The organism is Methylomonas sp. HW2-6 (genome assembly GCF_052474525.1).
In genome coordinates, this window is sequence record NZ_CP184124.1 from 3779450 (window position 1) to 3796488 (window position 17039).

General features: G+C 55.9%; 15 protein-coding genes and 3 tRNA genes. 10 read left to right on the plus strand and 8 right to left on the minus strand.

The annotated features are described in order from the left end of the window. The first annotated feature begins 6 nt into the window (after positions 1–6). The 5 genes from lipB to ACH518_RS18200 all read left to right on the plus strand — a co-directional run bounded on the left by lipB (position 7) and on the right by ACH518_RS18200 (position 3001). Entirely contained in the window at positions 7–621 is a 615-nt protein-coding gene (gene lipB / locus ACH518_RS18180) for a lipoyl(octanoyl) transferase LipB (protein ID WP_445371101.1), read from the plus strand. Then, positions 618–1580 carry a lipoyl synthase gene (gene lipA / locus ACH518_RS18185; protein ID WP_445371102.1) on the plus strand — a complete coding sequence of 321 codons (963 nt, stop codon included), beginning with the start codon at positions 618–620 and terminating at the stop codon, positions 1578–1580. Before lipB ends, lipA begins: the two co-directional genes overlap by 4 nt. Positions 1581–1810: 230 nt before the next feature. Then, complete coding sequence (locus ACH518_RS18190; protein ID WP_140910572.1) at positions 1811–2110, plus strand: PilZ domain-containing protein; 300 nt, start codon at positions 1811–1813, stop codon at positions 2108–2110. A gap of 37 nt (positions 2111–2147) precedes the next feature. Then, positions 2148–2552: a 6-pyruvoyl trahydropterin synthase family protein gene (locus tag ACH518_RS18195; protein ID WP_140910571.1), complete on the plus strand. Its 405-nt coding sequence runs from the start codon at positions 2148–2150 to the stop codon at positions 2550–2552. A 2-nt stretch (positions 2553–2554) separates the two neighbouring features. After that, the gene (locus tag ACH518_RS18200) at positions 2555–3001 is read left to right on the plus strand and encodes a DUF1249 domain-containing protein (RefSeq protein WP_140910570.1); all 447 of its coding nucleotides are present in this window, start codon (positions 2555–2557) and stop codon (positions 2999–3001) included. Here ACH518_RS18200 and recQ read toward each other — a convergent pair. Beyond that, entirely contained in the window at positions 2998–5133 is a 2136-nt protein-coding gene (gene recQ / locus ACH518_RS18205) for a DNA helicase RecQ (RefSeq protein ID WP_445371103.1), read from the minus strand. The genes ACH518_RS18200 and recQ overlap by 4 nt on opposite strands. Positions 5134–5379: 246 nt before the next feature. On the opposite strand from recQ, the gene gshA reads away from it, so the two are divergent. The 3 genes from gshA to ACH518_RS18220 are packed head-to-tail and all read left to right on the plus strand — an operon-like array spanning position 5380 to position 8404. Then, a complete protein-coding gene (gshA, locus tag ACH518_RS18210) occupies positions 5380–6966 on the plus strand; it encodes a glutamate--cysteine ligase (protein WP_445371104.1) in 1587 nt (528 codons plus the stop codon). A 3-nt stretch (positions 6967–6969) separates the two neighbouring features. After that, the gene (locus ACH518_RS18215) at positions 6970–7692 is read left to right on the plus strand and encodes a phosphoadenylyl-sulfate reductase (RefSeq protein ID WP_445371105.1); all 723 of its coding nucleotides are present in this window, start codon (positions 6970–6972) and stop codon (positions 7690–7692) included. Between the two features lie 28 nt (positions 7693–7720). Next, complete coding sequence (locus tag ACH518_RS18220; protein WP_445371106.1) at positions 7721–8404, plus strand: DUF4336 domain-containing protein; 684 nt, start codon at positions 7721–7723, stop codon at positions 8402–8404. 69 nt (positions 8405–8473) lie between these two features. Here ACH518_RS18220 and ACH518_RS18225 read toward each other — a convergent pair. The 5 genes from ACH518_RS18225 to ACH518_RS18245 all read right to left on the minus strand — a co-directional run bounded on the left by ACH518_RS18225 (position 8474) and on the right by ACH518_RS18245 (position 10694). Then, positions 8474–8549 (minus strand) — tRNA-Glu (locus tag ACH518_RS18225). A 73-nt stretch (positions 8550–8622) separates the two neighbouring features. Then, positions 8623–8698, minus strand: a tRNA-Glu gene (locus ACH518_RS18230). Positions 8699–8719: 21 nt separating this feature from the next. After that, positions 8720–8795, minus strand: a tRNA-Ala gene (locus tag ACH518_RS18235). A 50-nt stretch (positions 8796–8845) separates the two neighbouring features. Next, positions 8846–10243: a glutamate--tRNA ligase gene (gene gltX, locus ACH518_RS18240; RefSeq protein WP_445371107.1), complete on the minus strand. Its 1398-nt coding sequence runs from the start codon at positions 10241–10243 to the stop codon at positions 8846–8848. A 7-nt stretch (positions 10244–10250) separates the two neighbouring features. Then, positions 10251–10694 (minus strand): tetratricopeptide repeat protein, encoded by a 444-nt coding sequence (locus ACH518_RS18245; RefSeq protein WP_445371108.1) that lies wholly within the window; start codon positions 10692–10694, stop codon positions 10251–10253. A gap of 171 nt (positions 10695–10865) precedes the next feature. Between ACH518_RS18245 and ACH518_RS18250 the strand changes: the two genes are divergently transcribed. Then, a complete protein-coding gene (locus tag ACH518_RS18250; RefSeq protein ID WP_445371109.1) occupies positions 10866–12047 on the plus strand; it encodes an OmpA family protein in 1182 nt (393 codons plus the stop codon). Between the two features lie 190 nt (positions 12048–12237). Beyond that, complete coding sequence (locus ACH518_RS18255; protein WP_445371110.1) at positions 12238–12624, plus strand: hypothetical protein; 387 nt, start codon at positions 12238–12240, stop codon at positions 12622–12624. A gap of 154 nt (positions 12625–12778) precedes the next feature. On the opposite strand, the gene ACH518_RS18260 is transcribed toward ACH518_RS18255, so the two are convergent. After that, positions 12779–13429, minus strand: a complete 651-nt coding sequence (locus tag ACH518_RS18260) for a retropepsin-like aspartic protease family protein (RefSeq protein ID WP_445371111.1) — start codon at positions 13427–13429, stop codon at positions 12779–12781. Between the two features lie 119 nt (positions 13430–13548). Continuing rightward, positions 13549–17037 carry a DNA polymerase III subunit alpha gene (gene dnaE / locus ACH518_RS18265; protein WP_445371112.1) on the minus strand — a complete coding sequence of 1163 codons (3489 nt, stop codon included), beginning with the start codon at positions 17035–17037 and terminating at the stop codon, positions 13549–13551. Between the last annotated feature and the right edge of the window lie 2 nt (positions 17038–17039).

Below are 17039 nucleotides of genomic sequence, written 5' to 3' on the forward strand. Positions count from 1 at the left end.
TCGCCCGTGAACGGCAACACCGAACTGCGCCAGTTGGGCCTGCGCGACTACGTCGAAGTCTGGCGCGCCATGCAACAGTACACAGCCGACCGGCTGGCGGACAGTCCGGATCAAATCTGGATCGTCGAACATCCGCCAGTCTACACGCTGGGTCTGAACGGCAAACGCGAACATCTGCTGGCTAACACCGACATCCCCGTCGTCGAATCCGACCGCGGCGGCCAAGTCACTTACCACGGCCCCGGCCAACTGGTAGTGTATCTGTTGGCCGATTTACGCCGCTTGAACCAAGGGCCGCGGCAAATGGTCAGCCTGCTGGAAAACGCCGCCATCGCCACGCTGAGCCAATACGGTATATCGGCAGCAGCCAGACCCGATGCGCCGGGGGTGTACGTCGCAGGCCGCAAAATCGCTTCGCTGGGCTTGCGCGTCAAACGCGGCTGCTGTTATCACGGTATCAGTATCAACAACGCGATGGATCTCGGCCCGTTTCGAGACATCAACCCCTGCGGCTACCCCGGACTGCAAGTGACCCAACTCGCGGATTTGGGGGTTAAGATATCGACTCAAGAACTGGCGGTGCCGCTGGTCCACCAATTGCTGAAGGCTATCGAACCATGACATTCAACGCCCCGTCCCGCACTACCCCGCAAACCCACCAACGCAAAGCCGACAAGCTGTCGCGGATACCGGTCAAAGTGGAACAGACCGGCGAACCGCCGTTGCGCAAGCCGGATTGGATTCGGGTCAAACTGCCGAGCGGCGACCAAGTCAACAAGATCAAGCAATCGCTGCGCGAACACCGTTTGCATAGCGTCTGCGAAGAAGCCGCCTGCCCCAATCTGGGCGAATGTTTCAGCCACGGTACCGCAACCTTCATGATCATGGGCGATTTATGCACCCGGCGCTGCCCGTTCTGCGACGTCGCCCACGGCAAACCGGAGCCGCTGGACCCGGAAGAACCGGCCAATCTGGCCGAGACCATCGCCGCGATGGGCTTGAAATACGTCGTCATCACCTCGGTCAACCGCGACGATTTGCGCGACGGCGGTGCCGGCCATTTTGCCGCCTGCATAGCCCAAGTCCGGGCCAAGTCGCCGCAAACCACGATCGAAGTATTGGTACCGGATTTCCGCGGCCGGATGGGTACAGCACTCGACATTTTGCAAAACCAACCTTGCGACGTGTTCAACCACAACCTGGAAACGGTGCCGCGCCTGTACCTGCAAGCCCGTCCCGGCGCCGATTATTCAACCTCGCTGCAATTACTGGAACAGCACAAACAACGCTTGCCGCAGGTGCCGACCAAATCCGGCCTGATGCTGGGGATAGGCGAAACCGAAGCCGAAGTGGTGCAAGTCATGCGGGATTTGCTGGCCCACGGTTGCAGCATGCTGACGCTGGGCCAGTATCTGCAGCCTAGCAAAGACCACCTGCCGGTACGGGAATACATCCATCCGGACCAATTCGCCCGTTACGCCGAGATTGCCCGCGAATTGGGCTTCCGCCAGGTTGCCAGCGCTCCTTTGGTCAGGTCGTCTTACCATGCCGATATGCAGGCTGCCGGCTTGACGGAATAGGCGCATTACGGCCGGGCGTGCCGGCAAGCGCCGACACCGGCGCGTAGCCCAAAATCCGCCCTTATCCAATGCCTGGCCGGCGACGGAACCCAAAATTCCTGAGCTGCTCGGCAAAATAAACATGTCAAGTGCAAGCGCAACGTTTTCCTGCCCAGAACCGGTTTTTTTTATAGTACACTCCCGCCATTGTTCGTTTACCCACCACGCTCACTTCGAATCGGAGGAACTCAATGCTGACTCATGATGAAAAACGCGATTACATCCGCATGGACGTCGACTGCGACATTACTTACCGGTTGGCCGACTCGGACCAAGTCAGCACTGGCAGATGCACCACGCTGAGCGGCGCCGGCGTCTCGTTTATCGCCGCCCGCCCGTTCGATATCGGCTTGGCTCTGGAAGTGAGCATTCTGCCGAAAACACCGATCACACCGCCGATGACCGCGTTCATCGAAGTCGTGCGCAGCGTCAAACAAAACGACGGCAATTACGAAATCGCCGCGTCGATCAAAAGCATCAAAGGCAATTAAGGACCCGATCCGCCGCTCCACAAGGAAGTCGCACGCTATGTATATCATCACCAAAGAAGTTTATTTTTGTTACGGTCACCGCCTGATGAACCATCCGGGCAAGTGCCGCAACCTGCACGGCCACAGCGTCAAGGCCAGCATTTCGATTCGGCAGGAACAACTCAACCAGCAAGGCATGGTCTGCGATTTTTCCGACGTCAAAGCCTGCGTCGAAAGCTTTATCGACGACATCTTGGACCATAATTTTCTGTTGCACAAAGACGACCCGATCATTCCGGCACTGATCGCCAATAACGAACAATATCTGGCCATAGACGAACATCCCACGGCCGAAGTGCTCAGCAAAATGATTTACCAGTACGTCAAACAGCAGGGCTTCAACGTCGACCAAGTGGTGTTGTGGGAAACCGCCAGCGCCAACGCCTGCTATCGGGAAGATTGACGATGAGCTTGGTGCAGCCGGTCAACACCTCGTTTTGCCTGGAACAGCTGTGCGAATCCAACTACCAGAAATTGTTCAAGTTAATCCCTAATTTACGTTCCTTCGATAAATCCGCAATCGGGTTGACCCAGAACAGACCGGCTCTCTATCTGGACGTGCTGGAACGCAATCCGTACACCTTGACCATCGAACTAACCCACTGCTTCAATCAGCAACGCTCGGAACTGGTGGTACCGGCGGTCAAAATCCGAATCTATCTCGATGCCCAACTGGCAGAAGTCATCCGCGACAACGACCGACCGACGGTGGATAAGGTCTACCAGGACCCCGGCGACCTGATTGAAATTCGCGATTACAAGTGGCGTTTGAACTATTTTCTACAGAAATGGCTGGACCATTGCCTGAAAACCGACTACTGCTTCCAGCTGGCAGAGGTCGCTCAAGTCTAGGCCGTCTGCCGCTGTAGCGCGGCCCGGACGCAGCGCAGTATGCCGTAACTGTAAGCCCCACCCAGCTGTTCGTATACCGGTTTCAATGCATTGCGTTGCTCGTCCGGCCGCACCAGTAACGCGGCTTCGATTTCGCCGAGCTCTGCCGGCGACAGGGTCAGGACATCGCCCAACTCCACCAAACCCGACTCCAACGCTTTCGCCATGTGGTTGTAAACGGTATCCTCGCTCAAGCCCCGCTGCCGCGCCACCTGCTCCACGCTATAACCCAAGCGAAACAAATCCAGACTCTCGACGACGGTATCGGAGCTGGAACTCGGCTCTGCCGCGTTATCGAACTCGGCCAAGACGGCCAAAAACTCGTCGCCGTACAATTCCAGCTTGCGCTGGCCGATGCCGGAAATCAGCCCCAACTGCTGGTGGTTGTGCGGCCGGGCCTCCACCATCGCCATTAACGTCGCATCGTGAAAAATCACATACGGCGGCACGTCCTGCTCGTCGGCCAACTGTTTGCGCTTGGCCCTTAGCGCGTCCCACAGGGCCGTATCCGCCGCCCCGCCCGGCTGGCGTTTTTCGTATTTCTCCCGCCGGGTCTTGGCGCTTTGCACATCCTTGCGCAGCATCAAGGTTTGCTCGCCGCGCAGCACCGGCCGGCAGGCGTCGGCCAGACGCAAACTGCCGTGGCCGTCGAAGTCGATCTCCACCAACGATTTGGCCACCAATTGCCGGAACACCGAGCGCCAGCGCTTTTCGTCGAGCGCCTTGCCGATGCCGAAAGTCGACTGCGAATCATGGCCGAATTGCTTGATGCGTTCGTCGTCCTTGCCGAGCAACACGTCGATCAGGTAGGTCACGCCGAAACGCTGGCCGGTGCGGTAGATACAGGACAAGGCCTGCTGCGCCGCCAGGCTGCCATCCCAGGTCGCGACCGGCTCCAGGCAGGTATCGCAATTGCCGCAGGCCTGCTCCAGGACGTCACCGAAATAGCCTAGCAAAGCCTGGCGCCGGCAACTGACCGTTTCGCATAAGGCCAGCATCGCGTCCAGCTTGTGCAGTTCCACCCGTTTATGGGCCGGATCGGCGTTGGAGGCTCCCAGCATTTGGCGCAAGGTCAACACGTCCTGCAAACCGTAAGCCATCCAGGCGTTGGCCGGCAAACCGTCGCGGCCGGCACGGCCGGTTTCCTGGTAGTAAGCCTCAATGCTCTTCGGCAAATCCAGATGGGCGACGAAGCGCACGTTAGGCTTGTCGATCCCCATACCGAAGGCGATGGTGGCGACGATGATCAGGCCGTCCTCCATCAAAAATTGGTGCTGGTTCTTCTGCCGCAGTTGGTGGTCCAGACCGGCGTGGTAAGGCAACGCCCGCAGGCCTTTTTGGTTGAGCCACTCCGCGGTTTCCTCGACTTTTTTACGCGACAGGCAATAGACGATGCCGGTATCGCCGGGATGCTCACTACGGATAAAACTCAGCAATTGCTGGCGGGCATTGTCCTTCTGCACGATCCGGTAGCGAATGTTGGGTCGGTCGAAGCCGCTGACGAAAACTTGGGCTTGTTCCAGCGCCAAGCGGCTAATGATTTCCTGGCGGGTACGTTCGTCGGCGGTTGCAGTCAGCGCAATCCGCGGCACCGTCGGAAATTGCTGGTGCAATACCGACAATTGCAGGTAATCGGCGCGGAAATCGTGGCCCCATTGCGAGACACAATGCGCCTCGTCGATCGCGAACAAGGCAATCTTGCAACGGTTGAACAAGGCCTGGGTGCGCGGATTGGATAAGCGCTCGGGCGCGATATACAACAAATCCAACTCGCCGCTTTGCAAGCGCTGTTCAATGTCGCGCACCTGCTCCAGAGACAAGGTGGAATTCAAGTACGCCGCTCTGACGCCGAGCTGATGCAAGGCGCTGACTTGGTCTTGCATCAAGGCAATCAACGGCGAGATGACGATGCCGACGCCGTCCATCACCAAGGCCGGAATCTGGTAACACAACGATTTGCCGCCGCCGGTCGGCATCAACACCAATACGTCGCGACCGGCAATCAGTTGTTCGATGATAGCGTGCTGCTGGCCGCGAAAACTGTCGTAGCCAAATACGCTACGTAGTTTGTCCAGCGCGGGGTTATGGGTCATCAGCAAAATATCGGGGTTTCGAAGCGGCAATCGCCGGATGTGGTATCAAGCGCGTATTACAACACAGATAACCTCTCGAGACAGCGACGCGGAACCCGACAAACGCTGTTGCGCGGGCGAACCTTGAAATGGCCGGCGCACCGCCTCATCTCTCCATTCGATGTCAGCCCGATTTCTATAAACCGGACACCAGCCTTTATAATGGCCCGCTAACTCCAGACGCCACAGGCGCCGACCTTTTCCTTTATGATAATTACTTATTGCTGCTTTCCCGACCGTCTCAAATACCTGATCGACCGCGATCAACAATACCTGCTAAAACAAGGTCTGAAAGGCATCGAGAAAGAAAGCCTCCGTATCACCGAACACGGCCTGATCGCGCAAACCCCTCACCCGCATGCCCTAGGCTCGGCCTTGACTCACCCCCACATCACCACCGACTATTCGGAAGCGTTGCTGGAGTTCATCACGCCGCCGTTCGCCGATATCAAGCAAACGCTGCATTTCATGCATCAGATTCATCAGTTCGTTTACCCGCACCTGGGCGACGAAATGCTGCTTGCCACCAGCATGCCGTGCGGCATCGACGGCGATCTGAGCATTCCGATCGCCGAATACGGCAGCTCGAATATCGGCAAGATGAAACACATCTATCGCAAGGGCTTGTGGCATCGTTACGGCCGCACCATGCAGGCGATCGCCGGCATTCATTTCAATTATTCGGTACCGGAAGCGTTGTGGCCGGCACTGCACGGTTACGACGGCGGCGACTTGTCGCTGGAAGACTTTATTTCCAAGTCGTATTTCGGCTTGATTCGCAACTTCCACCGCCAAGGTTGGCTGATTTTGTACCTGTTCGGCGCATCACCGGCCATCTGCAAGACTTTTTTCAAAAGCCGGCCGCAGCTGATGGAACAGTTCAAGGAATTCGACGACCATACTTTGTTCCACCCTTACGCCACATCGCTGCGGATGAGCGACATCGGCTACAAAAGTAAAAACCAAGCCAGCCTGAAAATCGACTACAACTCGTTGGAAGGTTACGTGCAAAGCCTGAGTGCGGCGATCAACACACCGTATCCTGAATACCAGGCGATTGGCGTCAAGATCGACGGCGACTACCAGCAGCTGAATGCCAATATCCTGCAAATCGAGAACGAGTTTTACAGCACCATGCGGCCGAAACAAATCGCCAAATCCGGCGAGAAGCCGACTTTAGCCCTGAAGCGCCGCGGCGTGTTGTATGTGGAAATGCGCTCTTTGGACCTGAACCTGTTGAATCCGATCGGGATCGACGAGAGCACCGCCCGTTTCGTCGAGGCGTTCTTGCTGTACTGCTTGTTGCACGATAGCCCGCCACAGGGGCCGGACGAGTTTCAAGTCAACAACAGCAACCAGTTGCTGGTCGCCAACCAGGGCCGCCGGCCCGGATTGGAGCTAAACCGCAACGGCACTCCGGTTACCCTGCAAAATTGGGCGCACGACATCCTCTGCGCGATGCAACCGATCTGCGCGGTACTCGACCGCGGCAGCCTGGATCGACCTTACCAACTCGCCTTGCAGCAGCAGCTCGCCGTCGTCGACAACCCGGCGTTGACGCCGTCGGCACGGATTCTGGCCTGCATGCGCGAAAACGGCCAGGAATTCGGCTGCTTTGCCAGCAACACCTCGGCCTTGCACAAACATTATTTCAACGCCGAACCGCTGGATGCCAACAGCCAGCGCCAATTCGAAGAACTGGCCGCCAGCTCGCTGCAGAAACAAGCTGAAATCGAAGCCGGCGACGAGCTCGATTTCGACGAATTTTTATCTCGTTACTTTGCCCAGAGTTAATTTATGACCGCATTCGATCTGAACACTGCCCAAACCGAACTGCAAGGCAAAAATCCGCGCACCATTCTGAAAGCGGCGCTGGCCAATTTCGACAACATCGCCATTTCTTTCAGCGGCGCCGAGGATGTGGTGTTGATCGATATGGCATTGAACATCCGGAAAGACATTCAGGTGTTTTCTTTAGATACCGGCCGCCTGCATCCGGAAACCTACCGCTTCATCGAAAAAGTGCGCAAGCATTACGGCATCGCCATCGATATTTTGAGCCCCGACCGCGGACAGTTGGATATATTCGTCAAGGAAAAAGGCCTGTTCAGTTTTTACGAAGACGGCCACCAACAATGTTGCGGCATCCGCAAGGTCGAGCCTTTAAAACGGAAATTGGCGACCTTGGATGCCTGGATCACGGGCCAACGCAAAGACCAGAGCCTGGACACTCGTGGCGATATTCCGGAAGTGCAGCTCGACGCCGGCTTCTCCGGTCCGGGCAAACAGCTGGTCAAGTTCAATCCGTTACTGAATTGGTCGTCCGCTCAGGTGTGGGATTACATCGAGGCATATCAGGTGCCGTACAACGACCTGCACCAACACGGTTATATCAGTATCGGCTGCGAGCCTTGCACCCGGCCGGTGTTACCGAACCAACACGAACGCGCCGGACGCTGGTGGTGGGAGGACAGCGCGAAAAAAGAGTGCGGCCTGCATGGCGGAAACATCGGCAAATAAACCGGCGAAGCGGCGGCCGGATCGATTTATGAGCTTGCAAACACTGGTTCCCGGCCAAATCTGGCATGCGCAACAGCCGCTTAAGTTCGGTCCGCTAAACTTGACTACCCGGGCAACGTTCGTCAGGCTCGCCAATGGCGAAGTCTGGGTGCATTCCCCGATATTGCCTGCGCCGGAATTGATTGGCGCGATCGCCGAAATCGGCCCGGTTAAACACGTGATCGCACCAAACAAAAGCCATCACCTATTCTTCTTACCTTTTCTGCAGGCCTGCCGCGACGCTCAAGGTTATATTGCACCGGGGCTACCAGAAAAACGGCCGGATTTAGCCGATTTTCCGATTGTTCCTTCAGCGGAAGGAGCGCCATGGGCCGCAGAATTGGACAGCCTGTTTATCGAAGGGCTGCCGGTTATCAATGAAACCGTGTGGTTACATAAACAAAGCGGCACGCTGATTTTGACGGACCTGCTGTTCTGTTTCGGTAACGACCATGCTTTATTGGCGCGGCTCGCCGCCCGCTTGCTCGGCGTCTACGGCCGGCTGGGGATGTCGCGCAGCATGAAGTTATTGATAAAGGATCGAACCGGCCTATCTCGTTGTGCGCATCGGATTCTCGATTGGGATGTGCGGCGCATTGTCATTGCTCACGGCGAAATCATTGAACTGAACGTCAAACAGCGACTGATCGAGGCATTCAAGGATTTGAATTAGAGATGTTCGGACCGACACAAGCCGATGCAAAACAGCTGCAGATAAATCACGGAAAGGAATGACGAGAATTGGCGTCCCCACGGGGGTTCGAACCCCGGTTACCGCCGTGAAAGGGCGGTGTCCTAGGCCACTAGACGATGGGGACTCAGGACTATTAGCAGAGGCGTCTGCTGATTTTTTGATTTGCGATTACCGGCCTTGACCGGTTTTAGCCAGATTGGCGTCCCCACGGGGGTTCGAACCCCGGTTACCGCCGTGAAAGGGCGGTGTCCTAGGCCACTAGACGATGGGGACTTAGGACTAAATCAACTAATTTGGTGGAGCCAAGGAGGATCGAACTCCTGACCTCTTGCATGCCATGCAAGCGCTCTCCCAGCTGAGCTATGGCCCCGTAGTTGAGTTCTCGTATTATACGGATATTTAGAGCCTTGTCCAGAGAATTTATAATTTTTTTATAAACTCGATCGCCCGATCCAAGCGATTCAAGGTTTTTTCGCGGCCCAGCAGTTTCAAGGTCAGGTCTATAGCCGGCGACACGCTGCCGCCGCACACCGCTACCCGCAACGGCTGCGCGACTTTACCCAAGTTTAGTTCCAACCGCTCGGCACTATCCAGCACGACCTGATGCAGCGCCTCGGCCTCCCAGCCTTCCAGCGCACTGAATTGATCGCGCAAGTGCTGCAAAACGGCATCGACACCGGCCTTGAAATTCTTCTTCACGGCCTTGTCGTCGTACTCGTCAAACTCGCGGTAGAAATAGACGCTGTCGTTGGCCATATCCACCAAAGTCTTGCAGCGTTCGCGCTGAGCTTTGACGACCTCGCTCAACGCCGGGCCGCAGGCCGGATCGATGCCGCGCTCGCCCATGTGCCATGCCAAATGCCGGGCCACGTGCGCCGGATCGGAGTTCATCATGTATTGGTGATTTAACCAAACCAGCTTGTCGGTGTTGAAGGTAGAGGCCGACACGTTTACCTTTTCTAACTCGAACAACTCGATCATTTCCTCGATCGAAAACAATTCCTGATCGCCGTGCGACCAGCCCAATCGCACCAGATAATTCAACAATGCTTCCGGCAGATATCCGTCGTTGCGGTATTGCATAACACTGACCGCACCATGGCGTTTGGACAGGCGCGCGCCGTCCGACCCCAGAATCATCGGCACATGGGCATAAATCGGCAATTGCGCGCCCAACGCTTGCAAGATATTGATCTGCCGGGGCGTATTGTTGACGTGATCGTCGCCGCGAATGACGTGCGTCACCCCCATATCCATATCGTCGACGACGACGGTCAAATTGTAGGTCGGGGTACCGTCGGAACGAGCGATGATCAAATCGTCCAATTCCTTATTGGCAACGACGATACGACCTTTCACCAAATCGTCAATTACCACCTCGCCGCTTTCCGGATTTTTGAAGCGCACCACCGGCTCCCCCCGCGAGTCGGACACACAATGGCGGCATTTACCGTTGTAACGCGGCTTTTCCTTATTGGCCATTTGCTGCTCGCGCAACGCATCGAGCTCTTCACGACTGCAGTAGCAGTGGTAGGCATCGCCTTGGTCGAGCAGTTGCTGAATCACTGCTTTATAACGATCGAAGCGCTGGGTTTGGTAAAACGGACCTTCGTCGTATTCCAAGCCCAACCAAGTCATGCCCTCCAGAATCGCGTTGACCGATTCCTGGCTCGAACGCTCCAGATCGGTATCCTCGATCCGCAATATAAAGCGGCCGCCGTGCTTTCTAGCATAAAGCCATGAAAACAATGCAGTTCTTGCACCACCAACATGAAGATAGCCAGTGGGACTCGGAGCAAATCGGGTTCTTATACTCATTATCGAATTATTTCGTGATTAAAAATTTCTTTGCGTATTCGCCGGGAATCGAGCGCGACGCATTCAGCCGCATCGCCTGATAATTGAATTGCACGCTGCCCTTGGCAGCATCGTTCTTACCGAGGATGGCCAGAGACGTCCCATGACCTTGGGCAGCGGCCTTTTCATACCAATAGGTGGCTTTATCGCGGTCGGCGGTAAGCCCCAAACCGCGATCGTACATCGCTGCCAGCGCCACTTGGGCATCCACCAAGCCTTGGTTGGCCGCCTTTTCCATCCAATATGCCGCTCGTTCCTCGTCTTTCTGCTCCCCATCGCGGCCCAACAACAAACGCGATGCCAGCTTAGCTTGGGCCAGAGCATTGCCTTGCTCGGCAGCATGCTTAATATCGTCGGCAAGGGCCGAATTGAACTGCACCAACAACAAACTGAGTAAAAGCCAATTTCGCATCACGCGTCTCCGGGTAAAAAATCAACGGCAAGGCCAAACCGCTATTATTTCACGGCACGCAGCCCAATTGAATGAACTATAAAAAAATAAGGGATTGATGTTAGACTTTATCCACCAAGGCAAACACTCCAGCCTTGCCCGCCCAAGAATAACAACCAGGAGACTTGATATATGAAAAAAAACCTAATGATCACGGCCGCTCTGGCTGGAGCAGTACTATCCGGCTGCGCCACTCAGTCGAGCAATAACTTCCCGCCGTTCCAGGCTGAAGATCTGAATGCGCTGGTCAAATCGGGCAAACTGGTACAAAAAGCCAACAGTTTCCTGATTGTGAACGACTCTTCGTCGTCCATGAGCCGTATCTACCTCAATTCTCAGGATTATAGTGGCACCAAGCTGGATGTCGAAAAAGCGCTGCTGAACAAGTTCAACAAAACCATCCCCTCCATTCCGTTAATGTCCGGCTTGCGCAGCTTCGGCTACGGGCCTTGCCTGGATTGGAGCGCTACCAAGCTGAACCAGCCCGTGCAAAACTACACCCAAGCCGGCTTCGACAGCGCGCTCACCTCTTTGCAATGCTCCAGCGGCGGCACCCCTTTAGCCGACGCGCTGCAGGAAACCAGCCACGATTTGGCTAACGCCTCCGGCAACATCGCGATGATCGTATTGAGCGACGGTATCGAGGAAAGCTCTCCGGCTCCCACAGCCGAATCGCTGAAAGCACAATACGGCGACCGCTTGTGCATCTACACCGTGTGGGTAGGCAACGAGCAAGACGAAGCAGGTCAAGCCGTACTGCAAAGCATTGCCGACGCCTCCGGTTGCGGGTTCTCAACCACCGCAGAGGCGATCAGCACTCCGCACGGCATGAGCGAATTCGTCAAAAACGTCTTCTTCAAAGCCGGCACCCCAGTCGCCGACTGCTCGAAACTGGATGACGATAAAGACGGTGTCAACAACTGCGCCGATAAATGCGCCGACACGCCTAAGGGTGCCATTGTCGATAAAAACGGCTGCTGGGCATTCCGCGGTCTGCTGTTCGATTTCGACAAAGCCGACATCAAATCCAAATACAGCCCGTTGATCCAGAATGCGGTGGAAGTGATGAAATTGAATCCCAGTCTGACCGTTGAAATTCAAGGCCATACCGACAGCTACGGTACCGACGCTTACAATGAGAAATTGTCCGAGCGCCGCGCCAATGCCGTCAGAAACGAGCTGATTAAACAGGGCGTGGACGGCAAACGCTTAACTGCAGTCGGCTTCGGCGAATCAAAACCGGTCGAAAGTAACGATACCGACGAAGGCCGCGCCTACAACCGCCGCGTCGAATACAAGCGTACCGACCGCTAAGCGTTAAAACCGAGGAGTTAATTCCGGAAGGGAGGCTGAGGCCTCCCTTTTTTATGCGCGTCAGCCCTGCTTAAGAGCACGACAAGTATCTCAACCCCAATCGGAAACCGAATTTTACCGATAGAATCGCCAACGAGATTCAACCCGCAATTCAATGCCGCGCCGTCAATCGGCCTCACCGGAGCAGCGTATGAAATACATTATCAAACAGATCGGCGACGACTTCATTTTCGACGAGCTGGAAGCCGCGCGCCTGCAGTTTATCGAGTCGCTAAATTACTCGATGGAAAGTGCGAAGCTTATTTTCGACAAAAATCCCAAGGAACCCCTGGATTTTTACATTGCCTACGATTTTCAACAAAAAAGCGGCGAACCGGTGGTGTACGGCTTCAATCTGCGCGATGAGTTGCTCAAATATTTCAAGCTCGACACCGATAAATACCACAACTCCAAATGGCTGCTGACCATCGGCCAAAACCTGAAAGCGTTAGCGGACGAACTGGCCGAGCGTTACGACCCTGAGCCGCCCAAAACCATCGCGAAAGAAAAAGACAAACAACAAGCCGAATACGCCTAGAGCGTTAACCGCTCCTACCGCGACGTGCTGAGGGAGGCCAAAGCCAAAGACGAAGCGGACCGCCAAGCCGACGGAAACGCCAATTTCGAGCGCAAGGATCGCCACCTTTGGCAAACGCTGATGCTAAAAGGCCGATTTAAATAGCTTAGAAGGATCAATTGCCGAACCTGGTGACGCAATGGTTGCGTGAATCGCACTCCACCGATTTAGTTATCGGGTTGGGCGACACGTAATAGTCGGTTACCGGCTGGCCTTGGCTATGCGGACGGGCTTCTTCCAGCGCTGTCACCCGATCCTCCAGATGGTTCTGTTTGATCAATTGCTTATTCAACTGCAAGGTCAGCAGATCGCCGGATTGGGTCATTTTGAAAAACCTCAGAGTATTCATACCCAATAAAATCTCGGTCAGGTGCTGATTCAGAACCGCTTCGACATGTTTCAACTCGGTGTCACCGATCACCAGACTGTCGATAACCGTCTGTTTGTCGATTGTTCTGCCGCCGGCGGTAGCCATGTCCACTTGGCTGCCGAACGGTAAGCGCGCTTCCAGCGCGAACTTCATCGGAATCGCGATGACGGTGGCCCCAGTGTCGATTAAAAACGGCAGTTCTTTACCGTTAACCCATAACTTGCCGCGAAAGTGGCCGCTGTGGTCGGCGCGCAGCACAATACCATTGGTCACTTCGGCCTTGGCGGCTTGAGCTTTCTGATAGCCCCCATCATCGGCGCAAACTGCGCCCGCACACACCAGCCACAAATGAGCTGCAATAAATCTACAGGAGATAAAACCAAGCGATCCGCGCATTCTTCCCCCCATAAAAATCAGCCAGGTGTCGGACTACACATTCACATACAAGCAGCCTAGCACCATCCAGGCAGAATCCAAAGCCTGGGCAACGGTTAGCATTGCCAAATCAACATTGCTTAATATCTGACTTTAACGCTGCCTTCGTTTAACAGCCTGCGCAAACGGATCAACAATTCGTCCGCCGGGCGCACCCGCCATTCGTCGCCTAATTTCAGCGCCGCCTTATCGCTGGCCGTGCGATATTCCAATTCCAGCGGACATTGCCCGCCGCGGAACGGTAACAGCGTATCCCGCAAACGCGCCAGCCAGTCGCTTGGCAGATCGGCGCTCGCGATATCGATTTCCAGCGTTATGCTGCGCGCAAATATTTCGCGCGCATCTTCCATGCCGTACAGTTTCTCGGCGGTCATGCGTAGACTATTGGTAAAGTCGTCCATGGCCAGCGAGCCTTCGGCAATCAAAATCGTATCTTTGCTCAACAGATTCCGATATTTATCGAAAATACCGCTAAACGCGGCGACTTCCAGGCGACCGGTACGGTCGTCCAATGTGGCAAAACCCATCATCTTGCCCTGCTTGGTCTGGCGGGTGCGCATTTCCACAATCAGGCCGGCCACCCGGGCTTCCATCTTGCCGCGCGCCCGGCCGGCATCGACTTCCAGGCTGCCCAGAGTGCCGTGAGTGATGTGCTTCAACTCCGGCAAGTACTCGGCTATGGGATGACCGGACAGGAACAAACCCAGGGTCTGCTTCTCGGCTTCCAGCTTTTCTTTTTCGGTCCAGGGCTCGACCATAGTCGAATAGGCGTCAGCCTCGTTGTCGCTTGCCTCGACTTCGACGCCCAAGCCAAACAAGTCGTTCTGGCCGGCCAACGCCATTTTGCCGTGTTGCTCGGCGACCCGCAGCGCGGTGGTCAACTCGGCCATGTGCGCGGCGCGGTTCGGGTCGATCGAATCCAGCGCGCCGGCCTTGATCAAAGCTTCCAACACCCGACGATTGACTTTGCGCAGATCGACCCGCTTGCACAGGTCGTATAAGCCGGAATAAGGGCCGTTGGTGTTACGTTCTTTTAGCAAATCGTCGATCGCGTTTTCGCCGACGCCCTTGATCGCGCCAATGCCATACACGATCTCGCCCTTATCGTTGACCGTGAAACGGAAGTCGGACAGATTGATATCGGGCGGGCAGATTTGTAGTTTCATCTCCCGACATTCCTCGATCAACACCACCACCTTATCGGTGTTGTCCATGTCAGACGACATCACTGCCGCCATGAACGCGGCCGGGTAATGCGCTTTCAGCCAGGCGGTCTGATAGGCCACCAGTGCGTAGGCCGCCGAGTGCGACTTGTTGAAACCGTAGCCGGCGAACTTTTCCATCAAGTCGAAGATGTAGGTCGCAATGCTCTGGTCGATCTGGTTCTTGATCGCACCCTCGGTGAATTTGGCACGCTCCTTGGCCATTTCTTCCGGCTTTTTCTTACCCATCGCCCGCCGCAGCATGTCGGCGCCGCCCAGGGTATAGCTCGCCATTTCGCGGGCGATTTGCATCACCTGCTCCTGGTACAAAATCACGCCGTTGGTCGGCTTGAGAATGGGCTCCAGCAACGGATGGGCATACTCGGCCTTGGCGCCGTGCTTGACGTTGATGTAGTCGTCAACCATGCCCGACTCCAGCGGGCCGGGTCGGAACAGCGCCACCAGCGCGATGATGTCATCGAAGCAATCGGGTTTGAGCTTTTTGATCAGCGCCTTCATGCCGCTGGATTCGAGCTGGAACACCGCCGTGGTCTGGGCGTTTTTCAACAACTCGTAACTGGGCAAATCGTCACGCGGAATCTGGGCGATATCGATCGGCGGCTCGCCTTTTTCGGCGCGCTGGCGGTTAATGGTCTGTAACGCCCAATCGATAATGGTCAGCGTGCGCAGGCCCAAGAAGTCGAATTTAACCAACCCGACCGCTTCGACGTCGTCCTTGTCGAACTGCGTCACCAGGTTGCCACCACCCTGCTCGCAATACAGCGGCGAAAAATCGGTGAGTTTGGTCGGCGCAATCACCACGCCCCCAGCATGCTTGCCGGCGTTGCGGGAAATACCTTCCAGCGAGCGGGCCATGTCGACCAGTTGTTTGACCTCTTCTTCGGCTTCGTACAGGTCTTTCAGCTCCTGGCTTTCCTGTAAGGCCTTGTCCAGCGTCATGCCGATTTCGAACGGAATCAGTTTCGCCAGCCGGTCAACAAAACCGTAGGCATGACCCATCACCCTACCCACGTCGCGGATCACCGCCTTGGCCGCCATCGAGCCGTAGGTAATGATCTGCGAGACGTGATCGCGACCGTAATGGCGGGCAACATAATCGATCACCTCGTCGCGGCGTTCCATGCAGAAGTCGATGTCAAAGTCGGGCATCGACACCCGCTCGGGATTCAAGAAGCGTTCAAACAGTAGATCGAATTCGATCGGATCGAGGTCGGTGATCTTCAACGCATACGCCACCAGGGAGCCGGCGCCGGACCCCCGGCCCGGCCCGACCGGAATGTCGTTGTTCTTGGCCCATTGGATGAAATCGGCAACGATCATGAAGTAGCCGGGGAAACCCATCTGCACGATCACGTTCAGCTCGATTTCCAGCCGTTGGTCGTAGACCTTGCGGTTTTCCTCGAAGCTGCCGTTACCAACAGGCGCATGCTGTTGCAAGCGCTCCTCCAGACCTTCGCGCGAGGCTTGCTTGAAATAATCGGCCAGCGTCATGCCATCCGGCACTTCGAAATCCGGCAGAAAGTTTTCGCCCAGGCGCAATTCGACGGTGCAACGCTTGGCGATTTCGACGCTGTTTTGCAAAGCTTCCGGAATATCGGCGAACAACTCGGCCATTTCTTCGGCGCTACGCAGATACTGCTGATTGGTATAGTCTTTCGGCCGCCGGCTATCGTCGAGTACCCGACCCTGGTGAATGCAGACCCGCACTTCATGGGCTTCGAAGTCGCTGGGGTTTAAAAAGCGCACGTCGTTAGTGGCAACGACCGGCAGGTCCATTTCGGCGGCTAACTCCACCGCCAGAGCAATATAGCGTTCTTCGTCCGACTTGCCGACGCGTTGCAATTCCAGATAAAAACAATCGGGGAACAAACCGCTCCAAAATTCGGCGCAGGCGCGGGCCTGAGCCCGATTCTCCGCCAGCAGCGCGGCACCGATGTCGCCCTGCATCGCCGCGGACAACGCGATCAAGCCGTTGTGGTTTTCGGCAATCCAATCTTTCTGCAGCATCGGAATGCCCTGGTGTTGGCCCTCCTGATAACCGCGGGAAACCAACTCGGTCAGCGTCACGTAACCCGGCTGGTTGCGGGCCAGCAAGGTCAAGCGATGCGGCGCCGTCGGCTCTTCGGGGTTATAAATCCAGACATCGGCGCCGGCTATCGGTTTGATTCCGGCCCCTTGCGCGGCCTTGTAGAATTTGACCAGCGAGAACAGATTGCTCTGTTCGGTGATAGCTGCGGCCGGCATTTGAAATTCGCCGAGTTTTTTTACCAGCGGCTTGATCCGGACGATGCCGTCGACCAGCGAAAACTCGGTATGAATACGCAGATGAACGAAGCTCGGACTCATCG

Bases quoted from the DNA above. Each gene is read 5' to 3' on its own strand.
- lipA (WP_445371102.1), top strand. From the start codon at position 618: ATGACATTCAACGCCCCGTCCCGCACTACCCCGCAAACCCACCAACGC.
- ACH518_RS18190 (WP_140910572.1), top strand. From the start codon at position 1,811: ATGCTGACTCATGATGAAAAACGCGATTACATCCGCATGGACGTCGAC.
- ACH518_RS18195 (WP_140910571.1), top strand. From the start codon at position 2,148: ATGTATATCATCACCAAAGAAGTTTATTTTTGTTACGGTCACCGCCTG.
- ACH518_RS18200 (WP_140910570.1), top strand. From the start codon at position 2,555: ATGAGCTTGGTGCAGCCGGTCAACACCTCGTTTTGCCTGGAACAGCTG.
- recQ (WP_445371103.1), bottom strand. From the start codon at position 5,133: ATGACCCATAACCCCGCGCTGGACAAACTACGTAGCGTATTTGGCTAC.
- gshA (WP_445371104.1), top strand. From the start codon at position 5,380: ATGATAATTACTTATTGCTGCTTTCCCGACCGTCTCAAATACCTGATC.
- ACH518_RS18215 (WP_445371105.1), top strand. From the start codon at position 6,970: ATGACCGCATTCGATCTGAACACTGCCCAAACCGAACTGCAAGGCAAA.
- ACH518_RS18220 (WP_445371106.1), top strand. From the start codon at position 7,721: ATGAGCTTGCAAACACTGGTTCCCGGCCAAATCTGGCATGCGCAACAG.
- gltX (WP_445371107.1), bottom strand. From the start codon at position 10,243: ATGAGTATAAGAACCCGATTTGCTCCGAGTCCCACTGGCTATCTTCAT.
- ACH518_RS18245 (WP_445371108.1), bottom strand. From the start codon at position 10,694: ATGCGAAATTGGCTTTTACTCAGTTTGTTGTTGGTGCAGTTCAATTCG.
- ACH518_RS18250 (WP_445371109.1), top strand. From the start codon at position 10,866: ATGAAAAAAAACCTAATGATCACGGCCGCTCTGGCTGGAGCAGTACTA.
- ACH518_RS18255 (WP_445371110.1), top strand. From the start codon at position 12,238: ATGAAATACATTATCAAACAGATCGGCGACGACTTCATTTTCGACGAG.
- ACH518_RS18260 (WP_445371111.1), bottom strand. From the start codon at position 13,429: ATGCGCGGATCGCTTGGTTTTATCTCCTGTAGATTTATTGCAGCTCAT.
- dnaE (WP_445371112.1), bottom strand. From the start codon at position 17,037: ATGAGTCCGAGCTTCGTTCATCTGCGTATTCATACCGAGTTTTCGCTG.